Source organism: Streptoverticillium reticulum (assembly GCF_047456005.1).
GTDB classification, from domain to species: Bacteria; Actinomycetota; Actinomycetes; order Streptomycetales; family Streptomycetaceae; genus Streptomyces; species Streptomyces reticulum.
Map to the genome: position 1 here is coordinate 2,766,445 of NZ_CP179755.1, position 23,965 is coordinate 2,790,409.

Consider the following 23,965-nt stretch of genomic DNA (forward strand, 5'->3'; position numbering starts at 1 on the left):
GGGGGCGCGGAAGGGAACGTACGTCCCAGAGTCGGACGTCAGCCGGGCATCAGGAGGTCCTGCCGTGCGCCCCACCGCCCCCGTACTCGTCGTCGTCACTGTCGTCCTCGGCACGCTGCCCGCCTGCGGGGGTGATGCCAACGGCAGCCCGGACACCGTGAAGATCGCCTATCAGCGCACCACGGACAGCAAGGTGCGGACGATGGACGACTTCCTGGCCGCGGTGAAGAAGCAGTTCGAGCGGGACCACCCGGGCAAGCACCTCGAACCGGTGCCGATCCAGGCGGCCCAGGAGGACTACTACGCCAAGGTCCAGCAGATGATGCGGTCCGCGAAGACCGCGCCGGACCTGGTCCACGAGGACACCTTCCTCATCAACTCCGACATCAAGGCGGGCTACCTGAGACCGCTGGACGACAAGCTGGCGGGCTGGAAGGACTGGGGCCGCTTCGTCCCGACGGCGAAGGCGGCCGCCCGGGCCGAGGACGGGAAGACCTACGGCGTCCCGGACGGGACGGACACCCGGGGCCTGTGGTTCAACAAGGAGATCTTCGCCAGGGCCGGGCTCCCGGCGGACTGGCAGCCGCGCACCTGGCAGGACGTCCTCGACGCGGCCCGCACGGTCAAGCGCAAGGTGCCCGGCGTCATCCCGCTCAACGTCTACACGGGCAAGGCCGCCGGCGAGTACGCCACCATGCAGGGCTTCGAGATGCTGCTGTACGGGACGGGCGCGGATCCCCTCTACAAGCCGGCGGAACGGACCTGGGTGACCGGTGGCAAGGGCTTCCGGGACGCGCTGGAGTTCGTGCGCACGGTCTACGCGGAGAAGCTCGGGCCCGACCCCTCGGACGCGCTCGACCCCAACATCGACTCCCGGGTGGCCTCCGACTTCCTGCCCTCGGGCAAACTCGCGATCGACCTGGACGGCTCCTGGCTCGGCAAGAACTGGCAGCCGGGCAGCGGGCATCCGTGGCCGCAGTGGCCGAAGGTGATGGGCCGGGCGGCCTTCCCCACGCAGGACGGCCGGGCCCCGGGCAGGGTCAGCCTCTCCGGCGGCTGGACGTGGGCGATCAGCGCCAAGTCCCGCAAGGCGGACCTGGCGTGGCAGGCGGTCGAGGAACTGCAGAGCCTGGCCAACGCGACCGAGTGGACGGTGCGGGACGGCCAGATCGCGGTGCGCACGGACGTCGCCGCGGACCCGAAGTACCGCGATTCGCTGCCGGGCATCGGCTTCTTCACGGGGCTGGTCGCGTACACCCACTACCGCCCGGCCCTGCCGGTCTATCCGCAGGTCTCCAGCGCGATCCGCGAGGCGATGGAGTCCGTGACGACGGGGGACGCGACGGCGGCGGTGGCGGCGCGGCGCTACGACGGCGCGCTGAAGTCGATCGCCGGGCGGTGAGACCGGTGAGACCGGTGAGATCCGTGAAGTCCTTGCAGGGCACCCGGAGTTCCCGCTGGCTGCCGCTCGCGCCGGCGACCGCACTGCTGCTGCTCTTCCTCGCCGGGCCCATCGCCTACTGCGTGTACCTCGCCTTCACGGACATGCAGCTCACCGGCCAGGCCTCCGCCTCCTTCGTCGGCTTCGCCAACTTCCGCCGGGCCTTCGGGGATCCGGACTTCCGCAATGCGGTGGCGATGACGCTGATCTTCACCGTGGTGTCGTCGCTCGTGGGCCAGAACAGCCTGGGCTTCGCGCTGGCGTCCCTGATGCGGCGCGCCTCGAAGCCGGTGCGGACGGCCGTGGGCACGGTGGTGGTCGCGGCGTGGGTGCTGCCGGAGATCGTGGCGGCGTTCCTGCTGTACACGTTCTTCAACCGGCGCGGCACGCTCAACGCCCTGCTGGAATGGCTCCATCTCCCCATGCAGAACTGGCTGTTCACCCTGCCGATCCTGGCGGTCTCGTTCGCGAATGTATGGCGCGGCACGGCCTTCTCCATGCTGGTGTACGCGGCCGCGCTGGACGGCATCCCGCAGGACGTCACGGAGGCGGCGGAGGTCGACGGCGCGCGGGGGCTGCGGCGCTTCTGGCACGTCACGCTGCCGATGATCCGGCGGTCGGTCGGGACGAACCTGATGCTCAACACCCTGCAGACGCTGTCGGTGTTCGGGCTGATCTGGGCGATGACGCGCGGGGGGCCGGGCAATCGGAGCGAGACGCTGCCGGTGTTCATGTACGACCAGGCCTTCTTGAAGGCCTTGATCGGGTACGGGACGGCCGTTGCCCTTCTGCTGCTGTTGGTGGGAGCGGGGTTCTCAGTGATGTATCTGCGGCTGATGCGGGATGAGGTGTGAGGGGGGTGGTGCCCCGGTCCCGCCCTTTCACCGTTTCTTGGGGGCAGGCCCCCAAGCCCCCGCTTCGAGGGGCTGCGCCCCGTCAGGGGCGCGGGGAACTGCGCGAGCAACCACCGTCGACCCGCAGCCGACACACCACCCGGGTACTTCGGCTGCCGGCACGCCGTGGCTGATCGCGCAGTTCCCCGCGCCCCTGACGGGGCGCCCCAGTACCTACTGCGGCGGCTCCGGCTTGATGATGGCGAACGGGGCGCCGAACGGATCGGTCAGCCAGCACATCCGGCCGACTTCCGGGACGTCGGACGCCGGCATCAGGACCGAACCGCCGCTCCCCTGCGTCCTGGCGACGGTCTCGTCCACGTCGTCCACCGAGAAGTACGGGATCCAGCGCGTCTCCTCCGCATCACCCTGCAGCCCGGCGACGCCGCCGAAGGACGCATCCTGCTGGTCGCCCTCGCCCGTGGAGAGCACCGTGTACGCCATGCCCGGCATGTCCATCGTCTGCGAGCGCCAGCCGAACACCGCCTGGTAGAAGCCGAAGGCGCCCGCCGGGTCCCCGGTGTGGAGCTCCGCCCAGCACAGGGAGTCGGACTCCGAGGCCTTCTCCAGGCCCTTGACCGCGGCCGGCTGCCAGACGGCGAAGTCCGCGCCGCCGGGGTCGGTGAACTGGGCCATCCGCCCGGCCTCGAAGACGTCGAACGGCGCGCTGCGGACCCGCCCGCCGTTCTGCTCCACGGCCTTGGCCGTGGCGTCCGCGTCCGGTGTCTGGAAGTACACCGTCCATGCCGAGCTCGCGCCCTCCTCCGTGAGGGGGCCGATCGCCGAGACGGTCCTGCCGTCCTTCTGGAAGAACCCGTAGCCGCCGGAGTCGGGACCCGCGGACTGGAAGTCCCATCCGAAGACCGCGGTGTAGAAGGCGGCCGCCGCATCGATGTCCGGACTGCCCAGGTCGAGCCAGTTCGGTGAGCCGGTGACGAAGTCTGTGGTGAGCATGGTGGGGTGCCCCTTCGACGGATTCGCGCCGGGCTGCCCCGGCGCGATTCAGTCTGGCACCGGCCACTGACAGTCGCGCGGCGCACAGCGGGTTCACCCGGTCGGACTACGTCGCCTGTCGCCGCCGGATCGCCGTGGACGGCGTACGGGGAGACGATGGAGGCGCAGAGCCGTTCATGACGCCGGAACCAGGAGGCACACCATGACCACGGCCAGGGACATCATGCACCCCGGTGCTCACTGGATTACCAAGAGTGACACCCTCCAGCACGCGGCCCAGCTGATGCGCGAGCTCAACGTGGGCGCCCTGCCCGTCGGCGACGAGACCCACAACGAGCGGTTGTGCGGGATCATCACCGACCGCGACATCGTCGTGAAGTGCGTGGCGGAGGGCCGCGACGCGGCGAGCTGCAAGGCGGCCGATGTCATCGAGGGCACGCCGCGCTGGATCGCGGCGGACGCCGACATCGAGGACGTCCTCCACGAGATGGAGAGCCACCGCATCCGCCGGCTGCCGGTCATCGACAACAAGCGCATGGTCGGCATGATCAGCGAGGCCGATCTGGCCCGGCACCTGCCGGACAACCAGCTCGCCGAGTTCGCCGGTCACATCTACTCCCCCGCACCGGCTCAGCGGTGAGCCCGGCCGGCCGCGCAGTTCCCCGCGCCGCTTCGGGGCACGAGGGTTGAGGCCGCCGCCGACCGGCCTCGGCGAGGCTGCCGCGGGCGGGGACGCCGCGCTATCCTCCGAGCGCCGCACGCGCACGGAGGTGGCCGTCATGCCCTCGCTCTCCGCCCGTCGCACCCGCCAACAGCTCGCCGCCGACGCCGCGTTGCTCGTGGTGGCCACAGCCTTCGCCATCCCGCTGGTGTGGCTGCTGAGCGCCTCCGTGGACGGCGCGGCGGACCTGCGCGTGCATCTGCCGGCGTCCCCGACGGGGGACAACTTCTCGGCGGTGCTGACGGACGAGATCACCTTCACGCCCATGCTCAACAGCCTGCTGCTGTGCGGCGGGGCGACCCTGCTGACGGTGGCCTGCGCGGCGCTCGCCGCGTATCCGCTCTCGCGCTACCGCTCGCGGCTCACGCGCCCGTACCTGATGGGGGTGCTGTTCGCGACGTGCCTGCCGATGACGGCGATCATGGTGCCGGTCTACGGGCTGTTCGTCCGCACCAACCTCATCGACACCGTCTACGGCACGGCACTCTTCCTCGCCGCCGCCCAACTGCCCTTCTCGATCTGGCTGATGAAGAACTTCATGGACGGCGTCCCGACGGTTCTGGAGGAGGCCGCGTGGACGGACGGGGCGGGCCGGCTCCAGGCACTCGTACGGGTCATTCTGCCGCTCATGGGGCCGGGCCTCACGGTCGTGACTATCTACAGCTTCATCATGATGTGGGGCAATTTCTTCGTGCCCTTCATGCTGCTGCTGTCCCCCGGCAAACTGCCCGCTTCCGTCAGCATCTTCACGTTCTTCGGCAACTACGGGCAGGTCGCCTACGGCCAGCTCGCGGCCTTCTCGATCCTCTACTCCACGCCCGTGGTGCTGCTGTACGGGATCGTCGCCCGCCGCCTCGGCGGCGGATTCGCGCTGGGTGGAGCGGTGAAGGGCTGACCCGCCGCCCGGGTGCGGGCACACGGCGAGCCCCGCCGTCCGGACCAGAACGGCGGGGCGCCACCACTTCGGATGACCGGCCCTGGGTTTCCCCCGTTCTCCCCCGTGCTGCCCAGGGCCGCCCGCATCCCCGGACCTGTCCCGAAACCACTGATGGGACGAGGCCCCGCCTTGACTGCGGACAACCATGAAGGTACTCACTGGGCCGTCCGTCAGCTATGCGGAAAACGCGGATCTCGGCCGGAGAACGCGGTCTTCCGTGGGGAGCCCCGATGAGTGAACCCGACGCAGACACCCCCGCCGACGATCTCGGCGGCAGCATGCGCACGCTGGTGCGCGGCCAGAGCCTGGAGGAGACCCAGGCGATCATCAGTGGCGCCTACAGCCCGTACCGGCTCAGCGTGCTGGGCAGCGCCGACGCCTTCTCCGCGTGGTACGCCGAGGGAGGCTTCCCCGGCGTGACCGTCTCCGGGCTGCAGTACGGCGGTGCCGTGACCCTGGTGGACCCGCAGCCCCTCACCTCGTACCTGCTGGTCTGCCGGCTCAGCCACGGCACGGTGCGCGTGGTCTCGCCGGGGCGCGAGGAGCGGGTCGTCTCGGCCGGGGAGACCTATGTGCTCGACCCGTACCGCAAGTTCCAGGTGTACTGGGAGAGCGGGGCGCGGATGACGACCGTGCGGCTCTCGCGCGAGACGGTCGAGGCGGCGGCCGGCCAGGCGCTCGGCGGCGACGGGCCGGTCCGGGCCCGGTTCTCCCTCAACGGGGCCGTCTCGCCGGCCGCGGTGCGCAGTTGGGAGGGCATCTCCGCCGCGCTGCACCGCGAGGTGCTCGGCGAGGGCGTCGCGCAGCACAGCCCGATCGTGGCGTCGCAGCTGACGCAGGCGGCGGCCGCCATCCTCATGGAGACGCACGAGCTGATCACCCCCGGCGTGGACGTCCGCCGCACGGGCGCCGTCGGTCACCCCGCGGTGCGCCGGGTGATGGCCCTGGCCCAGGAGCGGGCCGCGGAGCCGCTGACGCTCGCGGACCTGGCCGCGACGGCCCGGGTCAGCCCACGCGCCCTGCAGGAGGCGTTCCGCCGCTACCTGGACACCACGCCGCTCGGCTATCTGCGCGAGGTCCGGCTGGCCCGGGCACACGAGGAACTGGCCGCCGCACGCGGCGACGGCGACGTCACGGTCTCCGAGGTGGCCTACCGCTGGGGGTTCTCCAACCTGGGCCGCTTCGCGGCGGTGTACCAGCAGCGCTACGGGCACACACCGTCGGCGACGCTGCGCGCGTAGCGCCCCGTCAGGGGCGCGGGGCGGTGACATTATGCGGCTCCGCCGCGTGGGCGCGATCAGCCACCGCCGACCCGCGGCCGACACACAACCCAGAGGTCCCGGGTACCTCGACTGCGGGCGCGTCGTGGTTGCTCGCGCAGTTCCCCGCGCCCCTTACGGGGCGCGGTCTCAGGGGCACGTGTGCATCCGCAGGATGACGGTGTCCGTCTCAGGGACTACGGGCGGACGGCCCTTCCGGCCGAAAGTCCGACGCGGGATTCCGGTCGTACGGCTGAGGTAAGGACGGGATGCGGCGCAGAGGATGGAATCACCGATTCCACCCCTCCCGAGGAGCCCCCATGTCCCGTGCGACGGCCTTCCCTGCCCCTCCCGCCCCCGGCGGAGCCGTCGGCACCGTCGCCGCCCGTGCCACCGCCCTGAGCAAGGTCTACGGCCACGGCGAGACCCGGGTGGCCGCCCTGGACGCGGTCGACGTGGAGTTCCGCCGTGCGGAGTTCACCGCGATCATGGGCCCGTCGGGCTCCGGCAAGTCGACGCTGATGCACTGCATGGCCGGGCTCGACTCGATCTCCTCCGGCTCCGCCCGGATCGGCGAGGTCGAGCTGGCCACGCTCGACGACCGCCGGCTGACCCGGCTGCGCCGGGACAGGATCGGCTTCGTCTTCCAGGCGTTCAACCTGCTGCCGACGCTGACGGCGCTGGAGAACATCACGCTCCCCCTGGCCATCGCGGGCCGCCGGCCCGACGCCGAGTGGGTGGAGCGGATCGTCGCCACGCTGGGCCTGTCCGGGCGGCTCGCGCACCGCCCGTCGCAGCTCTCCGGCGGGCAGCAGCAGCGCGTGGCCGTGGCCCGCGCGCTCGCCGCCAAGCCCGAGATCATCTTCGCGGACGAGCCCACCGGCAACCTCGACTCCCGCTCCGGCGCCGAACTGCTGGGCTTCCTGCACGAATCGGTGCGGGCGCTGGAGCAGACGGTCGTCATGGTCACGCACGACCCCGTCGCCGCCTCCTACGCCGACCGCGTCGTCTTCCTCGCCGACGGCCGCATCGTGGACGAGATGCACGAACCGGACGCTGGCGCGGTGCTGGACCGGATGAAGGCGTTTGAGGCCACGGGCCGGACGAACTGAGGCTCCCGCTGAACTGCTGTTCTCCGGCTGCGGGTTATCCGTGGCTGGTCGCGCAGTTCCCCGCGCCCCTGACGGGGCGCGATTCCTTCTGCCGCCCACACCCCAGGACGACACCCACTGATGCTTCGTACCGCCCTGCGCAACGTCCTTGCGCACAAGACCCGGCTGATGATGACCGCCCTCGCGGTCCTCCTCGGCACCGCCTTCGTCTCCGGCACGCTGATCTTCAGCGACACCGTCGAGGGCGCCTTCCGCAACAAGATGGCCAAGAGCCTCGACGACGTCGCCGTCCAGGTGACCGCGGGGCGCCCCGACCCCGATACGCAGGACGGCCGCGCGCTCGACTCCCGCACGGTGGACACCGTCGCCGCGCTGCCGGGCGTGGCCTCCGTGCGCCCGTCCGTCTCCGGCGTCGTCGTGGTCGCCGACAGGCACAACGACCCGGCCGGCAGCGAGTGGGGCAGCGCCGGTGCCAACTACGTGCCCGGCAAGGACGGCAAGGACAGCCGCTACCCGCTCGTGACGGGCCGCGGACCGGCCGCCGAGGGCGAGATCGCCCTGGACGGCAGGACCGCCGAGAAGGCCGGCGCCAAGGTCGGCGGCACCGTGCGGCTGGCCGTCGACGGGCCGGTGCTGACGAAGAAGCTGGTCGGCATCGTCGAGACCGAAGACCCGCGGGTCACCGCGGGCGGCAGCCTCGCACTGTTCGACACCGCGACCGCGCAGAAACTCCTCGGCACGAAGGGCGAGTTCAGCGAGCTCGTCGTGAGCGCGAAGCCCGGCACGGACCAGCAGCAGCTGACCGCCAAGGTGCGCGAGGTGCTGCCGAAGACCTTCGAGGCGCAGAGCGGCACCCAACTGGCGGCCGAGCAGTCGAAGATGATCGACCACGAGACCAGCTCGATCCGCAACACCTTCCTGGTGTTCGCCGGGATCTCCCTGTTCGTCGGCGTGTTCATCATCGCCAACACCTTCACCATGCTCATCGCCCAGCGCAGCCGGGAGATCGCCCTGCTGCGGGCCGTCGGCGCCTCGCGCCGCCAGGTGGTGCGCTCGGTGCTGGCCGAGGCCGCGGTCCTGGGCCTGGTCGCCTCGGCCGCGGGCTTCGCCCTGGGCCTCGGCATAGCCGTCGGCCTGCCGCAGCTGCTGACGGCGACCGGTGCGGAACTGCCGGACGGGCCGCTGGTGATCGAGCCCTCCGTCGTGCTGACCGCGCTCGGGGTGGGCGTCGTGGTGACGGTCCTGGCCGCCTGGCTGCCGTCGCGCAAGGCCGCCAAGATCGCCCCCGTCGAGGCGCTGGCCAGCGTGGACCAGGCCCCCGCGACGCGCAGCCTGGTCGTCCGCAACTCCCTCGGTGCGGTGCTGACTTCGCTGGGCGTGGCCCTGATGCTGTACGTCACCACGCTGCGCGACAGCGGCGGCCTGACGGTCGCCATGGCGGGCTCGGCGCTGACCCTCGCGGGCGTCATCGTCCTGGCGCCGCTGCTGTCCCGCCCGTTCGTGCACCTCTTCGGCAAGGCGGCCATGCGGTTCTCGGGCGTGAGCGGCAAGCTCGCCAAGGAGAACGCGCTGCGCAACCCGCGCCGCACGGCCGCCACGGCCTCGGCGCTGATGATCGGCCTCACCCTGATCACCGGCCTGACCGTGGGTGCGGTCTCCGCGAACCAGGGCATGGACAAGAGAGGCCCGCAGCAGCTGACCGCGGACTTCAAGGTCAAGTCCTCCAGCTACATGGGGCTTTCGCCCGAGGTCGGCAAGGAGCTGGCGAAGCAGTCCGGCGTGGCCGCGGCGGTCCCGCTGCGCTCGGCGGGCTTCCAGTCGGAGGAGAAGCCCGCGCTGGCGAAGGCGGCGGACGTGGCACAGATCGGCAAGGTGGCGGACGTGCGCGTCACGGGCGGCTCGCTGTCCGGCGTGCGCGGCACGGCCGCGGTGGCCGTCTCGGCGACGTTCGCCAAGGAGCATGCGCTGACGGTCGGTTCGACGGTGCCGATGGCGTTCTACGACGGCAAGAAGGCCGCCCCGAAGGTCGCCGCGGTCTACGCGGACAACGACGTCCTGGGCGAGGTCCTCGCGGCCCCCGCCCTGCTCGATCCGCACCTGCAGCGCGTCCGCGACGACGAGATCCTGGTGAAGGCGGCCCCGGGCCGGGCGGCAGGTCTGCCGGGCAAGATCAAGGAATCGCTGGGCGGCAACCCGCTCATCAAGGTCGAGACCCCCGAGGACCTGCGGCGCCAGGCGTCCGGGAACATCGACCCCATCCTCAACCTGTCCTACGGGATGCTGGGCATGGCCGTCCTCATCGCGGTCATCGGCGTGGTCAACACCCTTGCCATGTCGGTCTTCGAGCGCACCCGCGAGATCGGCATGCTGCGCGCCATCGGGATGGCCCGCCGCGAGGTGAAGCAGACGGTGCGCCTGGAGTCCGTGATGATCGCGATGTTCGGCGCGGTCCTGGGCGTCGGCGTGGGCATCTTCCTCGCCTGGTCGGGCGGCCACCTGCTGCGCTCGTCCTTCCCCCAGTACGAGATGACCGTCCCGTGGGCCCGCCTCGGACTCTTCCTGCTCCTGGCCCTGGTGGTGGGCGTCCTGGCGGCGGTATGGCCGGCAAGACGAGCGGCGAAGCTGAACATGCTGGAGTCGATCGGGGCACAGTAAGCAAAAGTTCCCCGCGCCCCAAAGGGGCGCGGGGAACTGCGCGACCAGCCACGAACGACCCGCAGCCGGCAGCCGGGCTCAGCCCTAGAAAACGGACTCCGCCTCGTCCATCCGGGACTCCGGCACCCGCTTCAGCTCGGTCACCGCGTCAGCGATCGGCACCATGCGGATGTCGGTCCCCTTGAGGGCCGTCATCTTGCCGAACTCCCCACGGTGCGCAGCCTCCACGGCGTGCCAGCCGAACCGGGTCGCGAGCACGCGGTCGTACGCGGTCGGCGTGCCACCGCGCTGGACGTGGCCCAGGATGACCGGCCGGGCCTCCTTGCCGAGCCGCTTCTCCAGCTCGGCGGCCAGCTTGGTGCCGATGCCCGCGAAGCGCTCGTGGCCGAACTGGTCTATGGCGCCCTTCGCGTAGTCCATCGAGCCCTCGGCCGGGTGCGCGCCCTCGGCGACGCAGATGACGGCGAACTTCTTGCCGCGGGCGAAGCGCTCCTCCACCATCGAGACGAGGTCGGCCGGGTCGAAGGGCCGCTCCGGCAGGCAGATGCCGTGGGCGCCGCCGGCCATGCCGGACTCCAGGGCGATCCAGCCGGCGTGCCGGCCCATGACCTCGACGACCATCACGCGCTGGTGCGACTCGGCGGTGGTCTTGAGACGGTCGATGGCCTCCGTCGCGACGCCGACGGCGGTGTCGAAGCCGAAGGTGCGGTCGGTGGAGGAGATGTCGTTGTCGATGGTCTTGGGAACGCCGACGACGGGCAGGCCCGCGTCCGAGAGCATCCGGGCGGCGGTCAGGGTGCCCTCGCCGCCGATGGGGATGAGGACGTCGATGCCGTACTCGCGGGCGAGTTCCTTGGAGCTCTCGCACGCCTCGCGCAGCCGGGCGCGCTCCAGGCGGGAGGAGCCGAGGATGGTGCCGCCGCGGGCCAGGATGCCGCTGACCGCGTCGAGGTCGAGCTTGCGGTGGCGCCCGTCGAGCAGGCCCTTGAAGCCGTCCTCGAAGCCGATGACCTCGTCACCGTGGCCGACGACCGCGCGGTGCACGACCGAGCGGATGACAGCGTTCAGGCCGGGGCAGTCGCCGCCCGCGGTGAGGACTCCGATGCGCATCGTGCTGTGTCTCCTGCTCGCTACTGGTACCTGTGAGCCGCGCCGATTGTTTCACGGCCCGGCCGCTGCTGCCGCATTCCGTCACCCCTGGCCTGACGCGCGCCTTATCCACGGGCGCAGGTATTGTCAAGAGGGCAAGCCCACCCTAACGGGTTTATTTTCATGATCAGTAACACGGCGAAGCATCGAGACGCATCAAGGAGAGCACGCGTGACGCGCAGCGTGTACGTGACCGGGACCGACCGGGGCGACGGGCGCCAGGTCATCGAGCTGGGAGTCATGGAGCTCCTCACCCGCCAGGTGGACCGGGTGGGCGTCTTCCGCCCGCTGGTGCACGGCGACGGGCCGGACCGGCTCTTCGAGCTGCTGCGGACCCGCTACCGCCTGGACCAGTCGCCGGAGACCGTCTACGGCCTGAGCTACGCCGAGGCCTCCGCCCTGCAGGCCGAGCGCGGCACGGACGAACTGGTCTCCTCCCTCGTCGAGCGCTTCCACGCCGTGGCCCGCCAGTACGACTTCGTGCTCGTGCTCGGCACCGACTACGCGGGCTCCCAGCTCCCCGACGAGCTGGCCCTCAACGCCCGCCTGGCCAACGAGTTCGGCGCCTCCGTGATCACGGTCGTCGGCGGCCAGCAGCAGTCGGCCGAGTCGGTGCGCGCCGAGGCGCGCAACGCCTACCGCGCCTACGAGACCCTGGGCTGCGACGTCGTCTCCCTCGTCGTCAACCGGGTCGCCCCGGCCGACCGCGAGGCCGTCGCCGAGCTGCTCGCCGCGAGCCTGCCGGTGCCGTGCTTCGCGCTCCCCGAGGAGCCCTCGCTCTCCGCCCCGACCGTGGCGCAGATCGTGCGGACGCTGGGCGCCGAGGTGCTGCTGGGCGACGCGGCCGGACTGGACCGCGACGCCCGCGACTTCGTCTTCGGCGGCGCGATGCTGCCGGTCTTCCTGCCGGCCCTGACCGAAGGCTGCCTGGTCGTCACCCCCGGCGACCGCGTGGACCTGATCGTCGGCGCCCTCGCCGCGCACAGCGCCGGCGCCCCCACCATCGCGGGCGTGCTGCTGACGCTGGACGAGCGCCCGGGCCCGGACATCCTCGCCCTGGCCGGCCGGCTGGCCCCGGGCACCCCGGTGATCTCCGTGCCGGGCGGCTCCTTCCCGACCGCGGCCGAGCTGTTCTCCATCGAGGGCAAGCTGGGCGCCGAGTCGCCGCGCAAGGCCGAGACCGCGCTCGGCCTCTTCGAACGGCACGTGGACACCGCCGCGCTGGCGAACCGCATCGCCGTCGCCGGCTCCGGCCGCGTCACGCCGATGATGTTCGAACACAACCTCATCGAGCGCTCCCGCTCCGCCCGCCGCCGCGTGGTGCTGCCCGAGGGCACCGAGGAGCGCGTGCTGCGCGCGGCCGACGTGCTGCTGCGCCGCGACGTCTGCGACCTCACCCTGCTGGGCGAGGAGGACGCCGTCCGCAAGCGCGCCGCCGAGCTCGGCATCGACCTGGGCGGGGCGCAGGTCATCGACCCGCAGACCTCCCCGCTGCGCGAGCGCTTCGCCGAGATCTACGCCAAGGTCCGCGCCCACAAGGGCATGACCGTGGAGCTGGCGCACGACATCGTCGCCGACGTCTCCTACTTCGGCACGCTGATGGTCCAGGAGGGCCTGGCCGACGGCATGGTCTCCGGCGCGGTGCACTCCACCGCCGCCACCATCCGCCCCGCCTTCGAGATCATCAAGACCGCGCCGGGCGCCCAGATCGTCTCCTCGGTCTTCTTCATGTGCCTGGCCGACCGGGTCCTGGTCTACGGCGACTGCGCCGTCAACCCCGACCCCAACGCCGAGCAGCTGGCGGACATCGCCATCCAGTCCGCCGCCACCGCCACCCAGTTCGGCGTGGAGCCGCGGATCGCGATGCTCTCGTACTCCACCGGCACCTCCGGCTCCGGCGCGGACGTCGACAAGGTCCGCCGGGCCACCGAGCTCGTCCGCGAGCGCCGCCCCGACCTGCTCGTCGAGGGCCCGATCCAGTACGACGCCGCCGTGGACGCCGCGGTCGCCAAGACCAAGCTCCCCGGCTCCGAGGTCGCCGGCAAGGCCACGGTGCTGGTCTTCCCCGACCTCAACACCGGCAACAACACCTACAAGGCCGTGCAGCGGTCGGCCGGTGCGGTCGCGGTCGGCCCGGTGCTGCAGGGTCTGCGCAAGCCCGTCAACGACCTCTCCCGCGGCGCGCTGGTGCAGGACATCGTGAACACCGTCGCCATCACGGCCATCCAGGCGCAGGGCGAGCAGCCCAGCGAGCGCACCGAGCCCTGATGCGGCCGCCGGGGCCGGGGCACAGACGCCCCGGCCCCGGGCCCGTCAGGCATCCGCCGGCCCCCAGCCCCCAGTCCCCACACGGAAAGCCCCTCAGCCCTTCATGACTGCCAACGCCACCCGGGTCCTCGTCCTCAACTCCGGCTCCTCGTCCGTCAAGTACCAGCTGCTCGACATGGCCGACGGCTCCCGGCTGGCCGTCGGCCTCGTCGAGCGCATCGGCGAGCAGACCTCCCGCCTCGCGCACACCCCGCTGGCGACCGGCGGCGCCAAGCGCGAGACCACCGGCCCGATCGCCGACCACAAGGCCGCCCTGGAGGCCGTGGCCGCCGAGCTGGCCGCCGACGGGCTCGGCCTGGACTCCCCCGAGCTGGCCGCGATCGGCCACCGCGTCGTGCACGGCGGCAGCGAGTTCACCGAGCCGACCCTGATCACCGACGAGGTGCTGGCCCACATCGAGGCCCTGATCCCGGTCGCCCCGCTGCACAACCCGGCCAACGTCACCGGCATCCGCACCGCGCAGGCGCTGCGCCCGGACCTGCCGCAGGTGGCCGTCTTCGACACCGCGTTCCACACGACCATGCCGGAGTCCGCGGCCCGCTACGCGATCGACACCGCCACCGCCGACGCGCACATGATCCGCCGCTACGGCTTCCACGGCACCTCGCACGCCTACGTCTCCCGCGAGACGGCGAAGCTGCTCGGCAAGGACCCGTCCGAGGCCAACGTCATCGTGCTGCACCTGGGCAACGGCGCCTCGGCCTCGGCCGTGCGCGGCGGCCGCTGCGTGGACACCTCCATGGGTCTGACCCCGCTGGAGGGCCTGGTCATGGGCACCCGCTCCGGTGACCTCGACCCGGCCGTGATCTTCCACCTGGCGCGGAACGCCGGGATGTCCGTCGACGAGATCGACTCGCTCCTGAACAAGAAGAGCGGTCTGATCGGACTGTGCGGCGACAACGACATGCGCGAGATCCGCCGGCGCATCGACGAGGGCGACGAGCAGGCGCAGCTCGCCTTCGACATCTACGTGCACCGGCTGAAGAAATACATCGGCGCCTACTACGCGGTGCTCGGCAAGGTCGACGCCGTCGCCTTCACGGCGGGCGTGGGCGAGAACGCGGCCCCCGTGCGCGAGGCCGCCGTGGCGGGCCTGGAGGAGCTGGGCCTGGCCGTGGACCCGGCCCGCAACGCCGAGCGGTCCGGCGACGCCCGGCTGATCTCCCCGGACTCGGCCCGGGTCGCGGTCGCCGTGGTCCCCACCGACGAGGAGCTGGAGATCGCCACCCAGGCGTACGCGCTGGTCAGCTCTTGATCACCGCACGTTCCTCGGTCGTTCCCACAGCTCGAATATTCCGCTCCGAAACAAACCGATAGGATCTGCCCCATGCGCCGTTCCAAAATCGTCTGCACCCTGGGCCCCGCCGTCGACTCCTTCGACCAGCTGAAGACGCTGATCGAGGCCGGTATGAACGTGGCCCGTTTCAACATGAGCCACGGGTCCCACGCGGAGCACGAGGAGCGGTACCACCGCCTCCGCAAGGCCTCCGAGGAGACCGGCCGCCCCGTCGGCGTGCTGGCCGACCTCCAGGGCCCGAAGATCCGCCTGGAGACCTTCGCGGACGGCCCCGTCGAGCTGGTGCGCGGTGACGAGTTCACCATCACCACCGAGGACGTCCCCGGCGACAAGACCATCTGCGGCACGACCTACAAGGGCCTGCCCGGTGACGTCGTCAAGGGCGACCAGGTCCTGATCAACGACGGCAACGTCGAGCTGCGGGTCACCGAGGTCGACGGCCCGCGCGTGAAGACGATCGTCATCGAGGGCGGCGTCATCTCCGACCACAAGGGCATCAACCTGCCCGGCGCGGCGGTGAACGTCCCGGCGCTGTCCGAGAAGGACGTCGAGGACCTGAAGTTCGCGCTCGCGATGGGCTGCGACATGGTCGCGCTGTCCTTCGTCCGCGACGCCGCGGACGTCCGTGACGTCCACCGCGTCATGGACGCGGTCGGCCGCCGGGTCCCGGTCATCGCCAAGGTCGAGAAGCCGCAGGCCGTCGAGAACATGCACGAGGTCGTCATGGCCTTCGACGGTGTGATGGTGGCGCGCGGCGACCTGGCGGTGGAGTACCCGCTGGAGAAGGTCCCGATGGTGCAGAAGCGGCTCATCGAGATGTGCCGCCGCAACGCCAAGCCGGTGATCGTGGCGACCCAGATGATGGAGTCGATGATCACCAACTCGCGCCCCACGCGCGCCGAGGCGTCCGACGTCGCCAACGCGATCCTGGACGGCGCGGACGCGGTCATGCTGTCCGCCGAGTCCTCGGTCGGCGCCTACCCGATCGAGACCGTCAAGACGATGTCCCGCATCGTCGAGGCCGCGGAGCAGGAGCTGCTGTCGAAGGGCCTGCAGCCGCTGGTCCCCGGCAAGAAGCCGCGCACCCAGGGCGGTTCGGTCGCCCGCGCGGCCTGCGAGATCGCGGACTTCCTGGGCGGCAAGGCGCTCGTCGCCTTCACCCAGTCCGGTGACACGGCCCGCCGCCTGTCCCGCTACCGCACGGTCCAGCCGATCCTGGCCTTCACCACGGACGCCGCGACCCGCAACCAGCTGACCCTGAGCTGGGGCGTCGAGACCTACGTCGTGCCGCACGTGGACAACACGGACGCCATGGTCGACCTCGTCGACGCGGAGCTGCTGAAGCTCAAGCGCTACAACGAGGGCGACACCATGATCATCACGGCGGGCTCCCCGCCCGGCGTCCCCGGCACGACCAACATGGTGCGGGTGCACCACCTGGGCGGCGAGAACCGGTAGGTTCTGCCTCTCGCAGGTCGTACGGACAGACGCGACCGGGGCCGCCACTCTTCGGAGTGGCGGCCCCGGTCGTTTCCGCTGTCAGGAGTACGTGCCGTCCGTCAGGTACTGATGCAGGTTGGGGATGTGCAGCGTCCCGCCGAACTGGCCGGCCTGGCGGAGCTTCACGTTCGTGAAGAAGACGGGGATCGGCAGCTTCAGCCCCGGGATCATCGGGGGCAGGCTGCTCGGCGACTGGGTCGAGGGGATCAGCCCGAGCAGGTTGCCCTTCAACTCCTCGGTGTACAGGGTGACCTTGCCGCCCGTGACCGTGGAGGTCGTCCCGATACCGGCGACGTGGTACTCCTTGCCCTGGCTGTTGACGATCTGGTGCAGGTCCTTGATCGCGATCGAGTCCGCGGTGAACTTGAGGATGGACTTCTGCTGCCCGTTCACCGTGGTGATCTTCTTGACGCCCTCGTAGGTCAGCCCGTTGAGGGTGAGCCTGCTCGCTTCCAGGTACCAGGGCTGGTTCGGGAAGGCGTGGTGCTCGTTCTCGTCGACGACGGTGCCTTTGGGGCAGGGGGGCAGGGAATCCGAAGAGTCTGGGGTGGGGCTCGCCGAGGCGGAGGCGGACGGGCTCGCGCTCGGGGACGGGGACGCCGCGGCGGCGGGTTTGTCGGCCTGATGCCCGGACGGGGACGGAGACGGGGATGCGGAGGCCGACGGACTCGACGAAGCCGAAGGTGAGGCCGAAGGTGAGGCGGACGGGCTCGGCGCAGTCGGCGCCGCCTTCTTACCGCCTCCCGAGAGGATCTCGCCGAGCTTGGCACCGAGGCCGAGCGGGTCGAGCGGGTTGAACGCCTTGGTGGAGGGGGAGGCGGACGGGGACGGAGAGGCCGAGGGGGACGGCGAAGCATCCGCGCCCGGGGCCGGCTTCGCCGGAGGCGCGACGGGCTTGGCCGCATGGTCCGAACTTCCCTTGTCCGGACCGGCCTTGGCGGAGGCGGACGCGGAGGAAGACGGGGACGGCGACGCGGAGGGCGACGGCGAGGTCTCCGCACTCGGAGCACTCGGACTCGCATCGGCGTCGGGCGCAGTGGCGCACTGCGCGTCCCCGAAGGGCCGCGGCGCCGACGGCTTCGCCTGGGCCAGGGTGGGCGTGAGGCCCATGCCCATCAGCACGGCACTCGGCATGGCGACGAGGGCGACGGCCTTGCCGGCGGGCATGTGCAGGCGGGAGAGCAGGGGCTTACGGGGCGCCGCGTGGCGCGGGCCGGTTCTCGATTCGCCGGTCTCGTCAGTCGGCACGGGACGTCCCTTCACCTTCGTCCACGACCGCCTCCGGCGTGCCGGGCATCCAGGAGACACCGAGGCCGCCGCCGATCAGGGCGAGCAGAAAGCCCACGATGAAGGCCCCGAAGTTGGAGACGACCAGGGAGACCAGCCCGAGCAGGATCGCCGCGACGCCGGCGAACACCCGTGACTGCGGCTGGAACCACATGGTCAGGCCGAGCACGACCAGCAGCACCCCTATGATCAGCGAGCCCGCGCCGGCGGTCGTGGCCAGCCGGATGCTGAGGTCGCCCAACGTCACGGTCTGGTACGGGATGTACATGATCGGAAACCCGGCGAGCAGCGTCAACAGCCCGCCCCAGAAGGGGCGTCGGCCCCGCCAGTCCCAGAACGAACGGCGGGTGCGGCCGAGAGTGTCCATCAGCCGTGGTCGCGTTTCGGCGCTCATGGTGTACAGCTCCTCGGGACTGGCGAATCGGTGGTACGTGGGCACAGAACGGTAGGGGTACGGGGCGGTCAACGGTCGCCCCGTACCCGCGTGTTCAGCGCCTCAGTTCTTGCACTCGGCGTCGCCCATGCTTACGCCCATGTGCAGACCAGGCAGGGTGAACGTTCCGGCCGAGGTTGCCCAGGCCTTCTGGTCGACCTCGGTGAAGTCGACGCTCTGCGCCTGCTGGGCGAAGGAGCCCGGCACGTACGATCCGCGGCCGTTCTCACCCGGCTGCGCCGGGCCGGGGCCCTTGGTCGTACCGTCCACAGCAACGCCGATGTCGACCTGATGGAACGTGGCGTTGGCCTTCATGTCGCTCGCGTCGATGTAGAGCTTGGACGCCTGGACCTTGTCCTTGTCGCTGTTGCCGCCGTCTCCGGCCTTCAGCGTCATCGAGACCTTGCCCGCATTGAAGGGGAGCGGGATGGTGACCGCCTGACACAGAGCGGTGATCGTCGCGGACTCCAGACCGACCACCGCGACGGGCTGCGCGCCCTTCTTGGTCTGGTCCATCGCCCCGTACTGCACGAATCCCTCGCCATGCAGGCTCTTCGCAGTCACCTGGAACTGCTGCCCCGAAACGCTGAACGACGCCGCCAGCGCGCCCTGCGCTATCGCCACCCCGACCGCGGCGGAGGCCGCCACGCTGGGGACCATGACGACGGCGAACCGTCGCCATCTCGTCCCTCCACGAGCCTGGGATTTCATGACACATTCCTCCTTCTCGGACGTACATCTCCGGCACGGGCGGAAGGACCACTCGGTCCGGCCTCGTACCCCGGAGGGGAGAGCTGTTACGTCCTCGGGAAGGAGAGCGCCGTCGCATGACGGAGGCGCAACGCGCCCGACACACCGGCGATCACCCCCGAGCGACAACCAACGGCCACGCCTTCGCGCAACCCATGGGACAGGCACCGCCGTTGAGGCGGAGACCCCCCTGTCCCTGCTCGGTGGGGACCCACCCGCATGCACCGACCGGATGCCGGGCTGTACGAATGGACCGAGCGTGCGGCCGATCGTGGTGCATTACGGGCCGGGGCACAAGAGGTTCATTACTAGCGAGTAACGGGCCGATAACCACGGGATGCCCGGAGCGCATCAAGCACCCACCAGAGCGCGCCGCTCCGTGTTCACGAACAAGCGGAGGAAAAAGAAAAACCCGGGCGAATGCCCGGGCTCTTCTTACTGGCAGTAACTACGCCCCCGATTGCCAAGTTTTGGCAAAGCGCGGCGTCTGTGCCGTGTGTGACACAGGTGTCAGAACAGTGCGCGCGACAGCGCGGTGCGCGCGGCCGACACCCGCGGGTCGTCCGGGCCGATCACCTCGAACAGTTCCAGCAGCCGCACACGGGCGGCGTCGCGGTCCTCGCCGAAGGTCCGCCTGACGGTGTCGATGAGCCGCCCGAAGGCGTCCTCGACGTGCCCGCCCACGAGGTCGAGGTCCGCAGCGGCGATCTGCGCCGACACGTCGCCCGGCGCATCGGCGGCCGCCTTGCGCACCTCCTGGGCGTTCATCCCCTGGACGCGCTGCAGGAGTTCGGCCTGGGCGAGGCCCAGCTTGGCCTCGGGGTTGGCGGGGTCGTCGGCCAGCACGTTCCGGTACGCGCGGACGGCGCCGCCGAGGTCACCGGCATCCAGGGCGTCGTGCGCGGCACCCAGTGCGGCGTCGTACGGGCTCGCAGGGGCCTGAGGAGCGGGGGCGGCCTCACCCTCGGCACCCGGCTCGACGGGCGCGCCGACGATGCCGAAACGCTGCTCGGCAACGGCGATCAGCTGCTCCAGCACCTCACGGACCTGGGCCTCGGGGGCCGCGCCCTGGAAGAGGGGCAGGGCCTGGCCGGCCACGACCGCGAAGACGGCCGGGATGGACTGCACGCCGAACTGCTGGAAGAGCAGCTGGTTGGCCTCGACGTCCACCTTGGCCAGGACGAACCGCCCGCGGTACTCCGCGGCGAGGCGCTCCAGCATGGGGCCGAGCTGCTTGCACGGCTCGCACCAGTCGGCCCAGAAGTCGATGACGACGGGCACTTCGGCGGAGCGCTGGAGGACGTCGGCCTCAAAGCCGGCCTCGGTGGCATCGAACACCAGGGGCCCCGCGGAGGCGGGCACACCGCCGTGGCGGGCGGCGTCGGCACGCGCCTGCTCCGCCTTCTGCTTGGCTTCCCCGGCCGCCTTCACCGCGGCGAGGTCGACCACTCCACTCATGGACATGTTCCGTGGCTGCATGGCCCTATCCTCCCCCCTCCACGCGGCGAATCGGAAAAGTACGCTGACGCCGGGTCCCCACCTGGCGTCGTTGGTTGTCGCTCTTACGCTACGAGCCGTAGCGTAACTCCCTCCCCCGGAGCCACGGCAAGCGTTTCGACGAATCGTGATCTGGGTCATACGCAGAGCCCTACTGGGCGGTAAGGTCACCGTCATGCCCTCCATCCCCACCCGTCGCACCGGTCGCCCGCGCAGCGCGGAGGCGGACCGCGCGATCCTGGACGCGACACGGGCGGCCCTGGTGGAACTGGGCTGGGGCAAGCTCACGATGGGCGACGTGGCGGCCCGCGCCGGAGTCGCGAAGACGACCCTCTACCGCCGCTGGGCCGGCAAGAACGAACTGGTCGTGGACGCGGTGGCGGCGCTCTTCGACGAGCACCTGGAACTCCCGGACCGGGGCAGCCTCCAGGCGGACGTGGAGGGCGTGGTGCTGCAGTTCGCGTCCCTGCTGGAACGCCCGGAGACGAAGACGGCGTTGATGGCGGTGGTGGCGGAGTCGACGAGGGATGCGGCCCTCCGCGACCGCATCCGCTCGGCGATCGTCGACCGCCAGAAGTCCCTGGTCCTGATCGGCCGGGCCCGCGCCCAGACCCGCGGCGAACTCCCCCACGAACCGGACGAGACCCAGGCGGCCCGCAACGCGGACCTCATCTTCGACGTGATCGCGGGCGCGGTGGTGCACCGCACGCTGGTCAGCGCGGAACCGGTGGACGAGGAGTGGGCACGGGGGTTCGCGGCGCTGGTGGTGGGCGGGCTGACGGCGGGGTAAAGCTTCCGACAGCAAAAACCCTCACTTTCAAGCCCCGAAAGTGAGGGTTTCCGCTGTCGGTGCCATCTGAGGCGTCAGAACCCCGCCGGCTCCACGTACACCCCCCACTCCTCCCGCAGCACGTCGCAGATCTCCCCCAGCGTGGCCTCGGCCCGCACCGCGTCCAGCATCGGGGCGATCATGTTGGAGCCGTCCCGCGCGGCGGCCAGCATCGCGTCCAGGGAGGCGCGGACCTTCACGTCGTCCCGCTCCGCCTTCCGGGCGCCCAGCGCGCGCACCTGCTCGCGCTCCACCTCGTGGCTGACCCGGAGGATCTCCAGGTCGCCCGTCACCGAGCCCTCGTGGCAGTTGACGCCCACCACGCGCTTGGCGCCCTTCTCCAGGGACTGCTGGTAGCGGAAGGCGCTCTCGGCGATCTCGCCCGTGAACCAGCCGTCCTCGATGCCGCGCAGGATGCCGGAGGTCACCGGGCCGATGGGGTGCTTGCCGTCGGGGTGCGCCCGCAGGCCACGCTCCTTGATCTGGTCGAAGATCTTCTCGGCATCCGCCTCGATGCGGTCCGTCAGCTGCTCCACGTACCACGAACCGCCCAGCGGGTCCGCGACGTTGGCGACGCCGGTCTCCTCCATCAGGACCTGCTGCGTGCGCAGCGCGATCTCCGCGGCCTGCTCGCTCGGCAGGGCGAGGGTCTCGTCCAGGGCGTTGGTGTGGAGGGAGTTGGTGCCGCCGAGCACCGCCGCCAGGGCCTCGACGGCCGTGCGCACCACGTTGTTGTACGGCTGCTGTGCCGTGAGCGAGACGCCCGCGGTCTGGGTGTGGAAGCGCAGCCACTGCGCCTTCTCCGTCTGCGCGCCGTAGGCCTCCTTCATCCAGCGCGCCCAGATCCTGCGCGCCGCGCGGAACTTGGCGATCTCCTCGAAGAAGTCGACGTGGGCGTCGAAGAAGAAGGAGAGGCCCGGGGCGAAGACGTCCACGTCCAGGCCGCGGCTCAGGCCCAGTTCGACGTAGCCGAAGCCGTCGGCCAGCGTGTAGGCGAGCTCCTGCGCGGCCGTCGCACCCGCCTCGCGGATGTGGTAACCGGAGACGGAGAGCGGCTTGTAGGCGGGGATGGACGTGGCGCAGTGCTCCATCAGGTCGCCGATCAGGCGCAGGTGGGGCTCGGGCGGGAAGAGCCACTCCTTCTGCGCGATGTACTCCTTGAAGATGTCCGTCTGGAGCGTGCCGTTGAGGACGGACGGGGCCACGCCCTGGCGCTCCGCCGCGACCAGGTACATACAGAAGGCGGGGACGGCCGGGCCGCTGATCGTCATGGAGGTGGTGACGTCGCCCAGGGGGATGTCCTTGAAGAGGACCTCCATGTCCGCCGCCGTGTCGATGGCGACGCCGCAGTGGCCGACCTCGCCGAGCGAGCGCGGGTCGTCGGAGTCGCGGCCCATGAGGGTGGGCATGTCGAAGGCCACCGACAGTCCGCCGCCGCCGTTGGCGAGGATCATCTTGTAGCGCTCGTTGGTCTGTTCGGCGTTGCCGAAGCCCGCGAACTGGCGGATGGTCCACGTGCGGCCGCGGTAGCCCGTGGCGTACAGGCCTCGGGTGAAGGGGTACTCGCCGGGCCAGCCGATGCGTTCGAAGCCCTCGTACGCGTCCCCCGGGCGGGGGCCGTAGACCGGGTCGACCTCGTCCCCGGAGAGCGTGGTGAAGTCGGCATCCCGCTTGCGGGAGGCGTCGTACCGCGCCTGCCAGCGGTTGCGCCCCGCCTCGATGCCTGCTGCGTCCATGGGTGTCGCCCAACCTCTCCGCGCCCCGTCGCGCGTCCGCTCGGGCCGCCGCCTCGTGAGCAGTCGGCCAGATTTACTAGGACGTCCTACTAAATCGTCGCGCAAGAGTGCCCCGAACACAAGAGGTGTCGTGTTCGGGGCAGGTGTGTCGTGCGGGGTGCGGGGGATCAGGCCGCGGCCTGGACCGCCTCCGCGGCCACCAGCGGCTCCAGCTCACGGCTGACCTTGCGCTCCACGAAGAACGCGGCGGTCGGGATGGTGCCCGCGATCAGCACCCACACCAGCTTGCCGAACGGCCACTTCGCCTTGGAGCCCATGTCGAAGGCGAGGACCAGGTACAGGACGTAGAGCCAGCCGTGCGCGATGCCGACGATGCTGACGAAGCCGCTCGCACCGTCCACGGTCAGCAGGTACTTGGCGATGACGCCGAGCGTCAGGAGGACCAGCAGCACGCCGGTGACGTACGCCATCACGCGGTAGCGGGTCAGCACGTTCTTCTTCACTGGAGGGTTCCTCGCATCGGGATCTCGGACTGCCGTCCGTCGAGCGTATCCGTATGTTCCGGGGCGATCTTCGCCGCCCCCGCCGTGTCGCTCAGGCCTCGGCGGACCCGTCCTCGTCGGGATCCGCGAAGTCCTTCACCGCCACGCGCAGCGGCCGCAGGACGTCGAAGATCTGCCCGCACTCCTCCGCGTCGTAGACGCCCAGGCCGAAGTCCATCGCCATCAGGTCGCGCGTCGCGGACTCCACGACCTCCCGCCCCTTGTCGGTGATCGAAGCGAGCGTGCCGCGGCCGTCGTTGGGGTTCGGGCGCTTGTCCACCAGACCGGCCGTGACCAGGCGGTCGACGGTGTTGGTGACGGACGTGGGGTGCACCATCAGCCGCTCGCCGATCTTCGACATCGGCAGCTCGCCGGCCTTGCTGAACGTCAGCAGCACCAGCGCCTCGTAGCGGGCGAAGGTCAGGCCGTACGGCTTGACGACCGCGTCGACCTGACCCAGCAGGATCTGGTGGGCGCGCATGATCGAGGTGATCGCGGCCATGGAGGGCACGGCCCCCCAGCGCTGCTTCCACAGCTCGTCGGCACGGGCGATGGGGTCGAAGGGGAGACTGAGCGGTTTGGCCACGGGCCCGAGCCTAGCGGGGCTGCGCCCCGTTTAGGGGCGCGGGGCTGTTGACATGTGCG

19 protein-coding genes and 1 pseudogene are annotated in these 23,965 nt (G+C 70.8%); 11 read left to right on the forward strand and 9 right to left on the reverse strand.

Annotated features, from left to right (window positions below; genetic code table 11):
* The first annotated feature begins 64 nt into the window (after nucleotides 1-64).
* Nucleotides 65-1,402, forward strand: a complete 1,338-nt coding sequence (locus ACMATS_RS12275) for an extracellular solute-binding protein (protein WP_390776610.1) — start codon at nucleotides 65-67, stop codon at nucleotides 1,400-1,402.
* 23 nt (nucleotides 1,403-1,425) lie between these two features.
* Nucleotides 1,426-2,295: a carbohydrate ABC transporter permease gene (locus tag ACMATS_RS12280; protein WP_414167916.1), complete on the forward strand. Its 870-nt coding sequence runs from the start codon at nucleotides 1,426-1,428 to the stop codon at nucleotides 2,293-2,295.
* A gap of 213 nt (nucleotides 2,296-2,508) precedes the next feature.
* On the opposite strand, the gene ACMATS_RS12285 is transcribed toward ACMATS_RS12280, so the two are convergent.
* Nucleotides 2,509-3,288: a VOC family protein gene (locus ACMATS_RS12285; protein ID WP_414167917.1), complete on the reverse strand. Its 780-nt coding sequence runs from the start codon at nucleotides 3,286-3,288 to the stop codon at nucleotides 2,509-2,511.
* A 202-nt stretch (nucleotides 3,289-3,490) separates the two neighbouring features.
* On the opposite strand from ACMATS_RS12285, the gene ACMATS_RS12290 reads away from it, so the two are divergent.
* From ACMATS_RS12290 to ACMATS_RS12310, 5 genes are all read left to right on the forward strand, one after another.
* Entirely contained in the window at nucleotides 3,491-3,928 is a 438-nt protein-coding gene (locus ACMATS_RS12290; protein WP_390776607.1) for a CBS domain-containing protein, read from the forward strand.
* A gap of 139 nt (nucleotides 3,929-4,067) precedes the next feature.
* Nucleotides 4,068-4,904 (forward strand): carbohydrate ABC transporter permease, encoded by an 837-nt coding sequence (locus tag ACMATS_RS12295; protein ID WP_414167918.1) that lies wholly within the window; start codon nucleotides 4,068-4,070, stop codon nucleotides 4,902-4,904.
* Between the two features lie 272 nt (nucleotides 4,905-5,176).
* Complete coding sequence (locus ACMATS_RS12300; protein ID WP_414167919.1) at nucleotides 5,177-6,187, forward strand: AraC family transcriptional regulator; 1,011 nt, start codon at nucleotides 5,177-5,179, stop codon at nucleotides 6,185-6,187.
* A gap of 338 nt (nucleotides 6,188-6,525) precedes the next feature.
* On the forward strand, nucleotides 6,526-7,317 hold the full coding sequence (locus tag ACMATS_RS12305) for an ABC transporter ATP-binding protein (RefSeq protein ID WP_414167920.1): 792 nt from the start codon (nucleotides 6,526-6,528) through the stop codon (nucleotides 7,315-7,317).
* Between the two features lie 120 nt (nucleotides 7,318-7,437).
* A complete protein-coding gene (locus ACMATS_RS12310; protein ID WP_414167921.1) occupies nucleotides 7,438-9,972 on the forward strand; it encodes an ABC transporter permease in 2,535 nt (844 codons plus the stop codon).
* Nucleotides 9,973-10,056: 84 nt separating this feature from the next.
* Here the strand turns inward: ACMATS_RS12310 and ACMATS_RS12315 are convergent, their stop codons facing one another.
* On the reverse strand, nucleotides 10,057-11,082 hold the full coding sequence (locus ACMATS_RS12315) for an ATP-dependent 6-phosphofructokinase (protein ID WP_336413506.1): 1,026 nt from the start codon (nucleotides 11,080-11,082) through the stop codon (nucleotides 10,057-10,059).
* Nucleotides 11,083-11,292: 210 nt separating this feature from the next.
* Between ACMATS_RS12315 and pta the strand changes: the two genes are divergently transcribed.
* The 3 genes from pta to pyk all read left to right on the forward strand — a co-directional run bounded on the left by pta (nucleotide 11,293) and on the right by pyk (nucleotide 16,204).
* Complete coding sequence (pta, locus tag ACMATS_RS12320; RefSeq protein WP_414167922.1) at nucleotides 11,293-13,389, forward strand: phosphate acetyltransferase; 2,097 nt, start codon at nucleotides 11,293-11,295, stop codon at nucleotides 13,387-13,389.
* Between the two features lie 103 nt (nucleotides 13,390-13,492).
* The gene (locus ACMATS_RS12325) at nucleotides 13,493-14,704 is read left to right on the forward strand and encodes an acetate kinase (protein WP_390776601.1); all 1,212 of its coding nucleotides are present in this window, start codon (nucleotides 13,493-13,495) and stop codon (nucleotides 14,702-14,704) included.
* 72 nt (nucleotides 14,705-14,776) lie between these two features.
* Entirely contained in the window at nucleotides 14,777-16,204 is a 1,428-nt protein-coding gene (pyk, locus tag ACMATS_RS12330; protein WP_336413509.1) for a pyruvate kinase, read from the forward strand.
* Nucleotides 16,205-16,285: 81 nt separating this feature from the next.
* On the opposite strand, the gene ACMATS_RS12335 is transcribed toward pyk, so the two are convergent.
* The 4 genes and pseudogenes from ACMATS_RS12335 to ACMATS_RS12350 all read right to left on the reverse strand — a co-directional run bounded on the left by ACMATS_RS12335 (nucleotide 16,286) and on the right by ACMATS_RS12350 (nucleotide 20,195).
* Nucleotides 16,286-17,494, reverse strand: a complete 1,209-nt coding sequence (locus tag ACMATS_RS12335; protein ID WP_414167923.1) for a hypothetical protein — start codon at nucleotides 17,492-17,494, stop codon at nucleotides 16,286-16,288.
* Nucleotides 17,490-17,927: pseudogene (locus ACMATS_RS12340) on the reverse strand (DUF6114 domain-containing protein); the annotation flags it as partial. The gene ACMATS_RS12335 and the pseudogene ACMATS_RS12340, both read right to left, overlap by 5 nt.
* A 102-nt stretch (nucleotides 17,928-18,029) precedes the next feature.
* On the reverse strand, nucleotides 18,030-18,677 hold the full coding sequence (locus ACMATS_RS12345; RefSeq protein ID WP_414167924.1) for a DUF6230 family protein: 648 nt from the start codon (nucleotides 18,675-18,677) through the stop codon (nucleotides 18,030-18,032).
* Nucleotides 18,678-19,226: 549 nt separating this feature from the next.
* Complete coding sequence (locus ACMATS_RS12350; protein WP_414167925.1) at nucleotides 19,227-20,195, reverse strand: tetratricopeptide repeat protein; 969 nt, start codon at nucleotides 20,193-20,195, stop codon at nucleotides 19,227-19,229.
* Nucleotides 20,196-20,388: 193 nt separating this feature from the next.
* Here ACMATS_RS12350 and ACMATS_RS12355 point away from each other — a divergent pair, with 193 nt between their 5' ends.
* On the forward strand, nucleotides 20,389-21,003 hold the full coding sequence (locus ACMATS_RS12355) for a TetR/AcrR family transcriptional regulator (protein WP_414167926.1): 615 nt from the start codon (nucleotides 20,389-20,391) through the stop codon (nucleotides 21,001-21,003).
* A gap of 74 nt (nucleotides 21,004-21,077) precedes the next feature.
* On the opposite strand, the gene ACMATS_RS12360 is transcribed toward ACMATS_RS12355, so the two are convergent.
* The 3 genes from ACMATS_RS12360 to ACMATS_RS12370 all read right to left on the reverse strand — a co-directional run bounded on the left by ACMATS_RS12360 (nucleotide 21,078) and on the right by ACMATS_RS12370 (nucleotide 23,906).
* On the reverse strand, nucleotides 21,078-22,778 hold the full coding sequence (locus ACMATS_RS12360; protein ID WP_414167927.1) for a methylmalonyl-CoA mutase: 1,701 nt from the start codon (nucleotides 22,776-22,778) through the stop codon (nucleotides 21,078-21,080).
* Nucleotides 22,779-22,945: 167 nt separating this feature from the next.
* On the reverse strand, nucleotides 22,946-23,281 hold the full coding sequence (locus ACMATS_RS12365) for a DUF3817 domain-containing protein (RefSeq protein ID WP_390776595.1): 336 nt from the start codon (nucleotides 23,279-23,281) through the stop codon (nucleotides 22,946-22,948).
* 91 nt (nucleotides 23,282-23,372) lie between these two features.
* Nucleotides 23,373-23,906: a MarR family winged helix-turn-helix transcriptional regulator gene (locus ACMATS_RS12370; RefSeq protein WP_390776594.1), complete on the reverse strand. Its 534-nt coding sequence runs from the start codon at nucleotides 23,904-23,906 to the stop codon at nucleotides 23,373-23,375.
* Between the last annotated feature and the right edge of the window lie 59 nt (nucleotides 23,907-23,965).

Bases quoted from the DNA above. Each gene is read 5' to 3' on its own strand.
- ACMATS_RS12350 (WP_414167925.1), bottom strand. From the start codon at position 20,195: ATGCAGCCACGGAACATGTCCATGAGTGGAGTGGTCGACCTCGCCGCG.
- ACMATS_RS12300 (WP_414167919.1), top strand. From the start codon at position 5,177: ATGAGTGAACCCGACGCAGACACCCCCGCCGACGATCTCGGCGGCAGC.
- ACMATS_RS12360 (WP_414167927.1), bottom strand. From the start codon at position 22,778: ATGGACGCAGCAGGCATCGAGGCGGGGCGCAACCGCTGGCAGGCGCGG.
- ACMATS_RS12345 (WP_414167924.1), bottom strand. From the start codon at position 18,677: ATGAAATCCCAGGCTCGTGGAGGGACGAGATGGCGACGGTTCGCCGTC.
- ACMATS_RS12290 (WP_390776607.1), top strand. From the start codon at position 3,491: ATGACCACGGCCAGGGACATCATGCACCCCGGTGCTCACTGGATTACC.
- ACMATS_RS12285 (WP_414167917.1), bottom strand. From the start codon at position 3,288: ATGCTCACCACAGACTTCGTCACCGGCTCACCGAACTGGCTCGACCTG.
- pyk (WP_336413509.1), top strand. From the start codon at position 14,777: ATGCGCCGTTCCAAAATCGTCTGCACCCTGGGCCCCGCCGTCGACTCC.
- ACMATS_RS12295 (WP_414167918.1), top strand. From the start codon at position 4,068: ATGCCCTCGCTCTCCGCCCGTCGCACCCGCCAACAGCTCGCCGCCGAC.
- ACMATS_RS12325 (WP_390776601.1), top strand. From the start codon at position 13,493: ATGACTGCCAACGCCACCCGGGTCCTCGTCCTCAACTCCGGCTCCTCG.
- ACMATS_RS12305 (WP_414167920.1), top strand. From the start codon at position 6,526: ATGTCCCGTGCGACGGCCTTCCCTGCCCCTCCCGCCCCCGGCGGAGCC.
- ACMATS_RS12355 (WP_414167926.1), top strand. From the start codon at position 20,389: ATGCCCTCCATCCCCACCCGTCGCACCGGTCGCCCGCGCAGCGCGGAG.
- ACMATS_RS12310 (WP_414167921.1), top strand. From the start codon at position 7,438: ATGCTTCGTACCGCCCTGCGCAACGTCCTTGCGCACAAGACCCGGCTG.
- ACMATS_RS12315 (WP_336413506.1), bottom strand. From the start codon at position 11,082: ATGCGCATCGGAGTCCTCACCGCGGGCGGCGACTGCCCCGGCCTGAAC.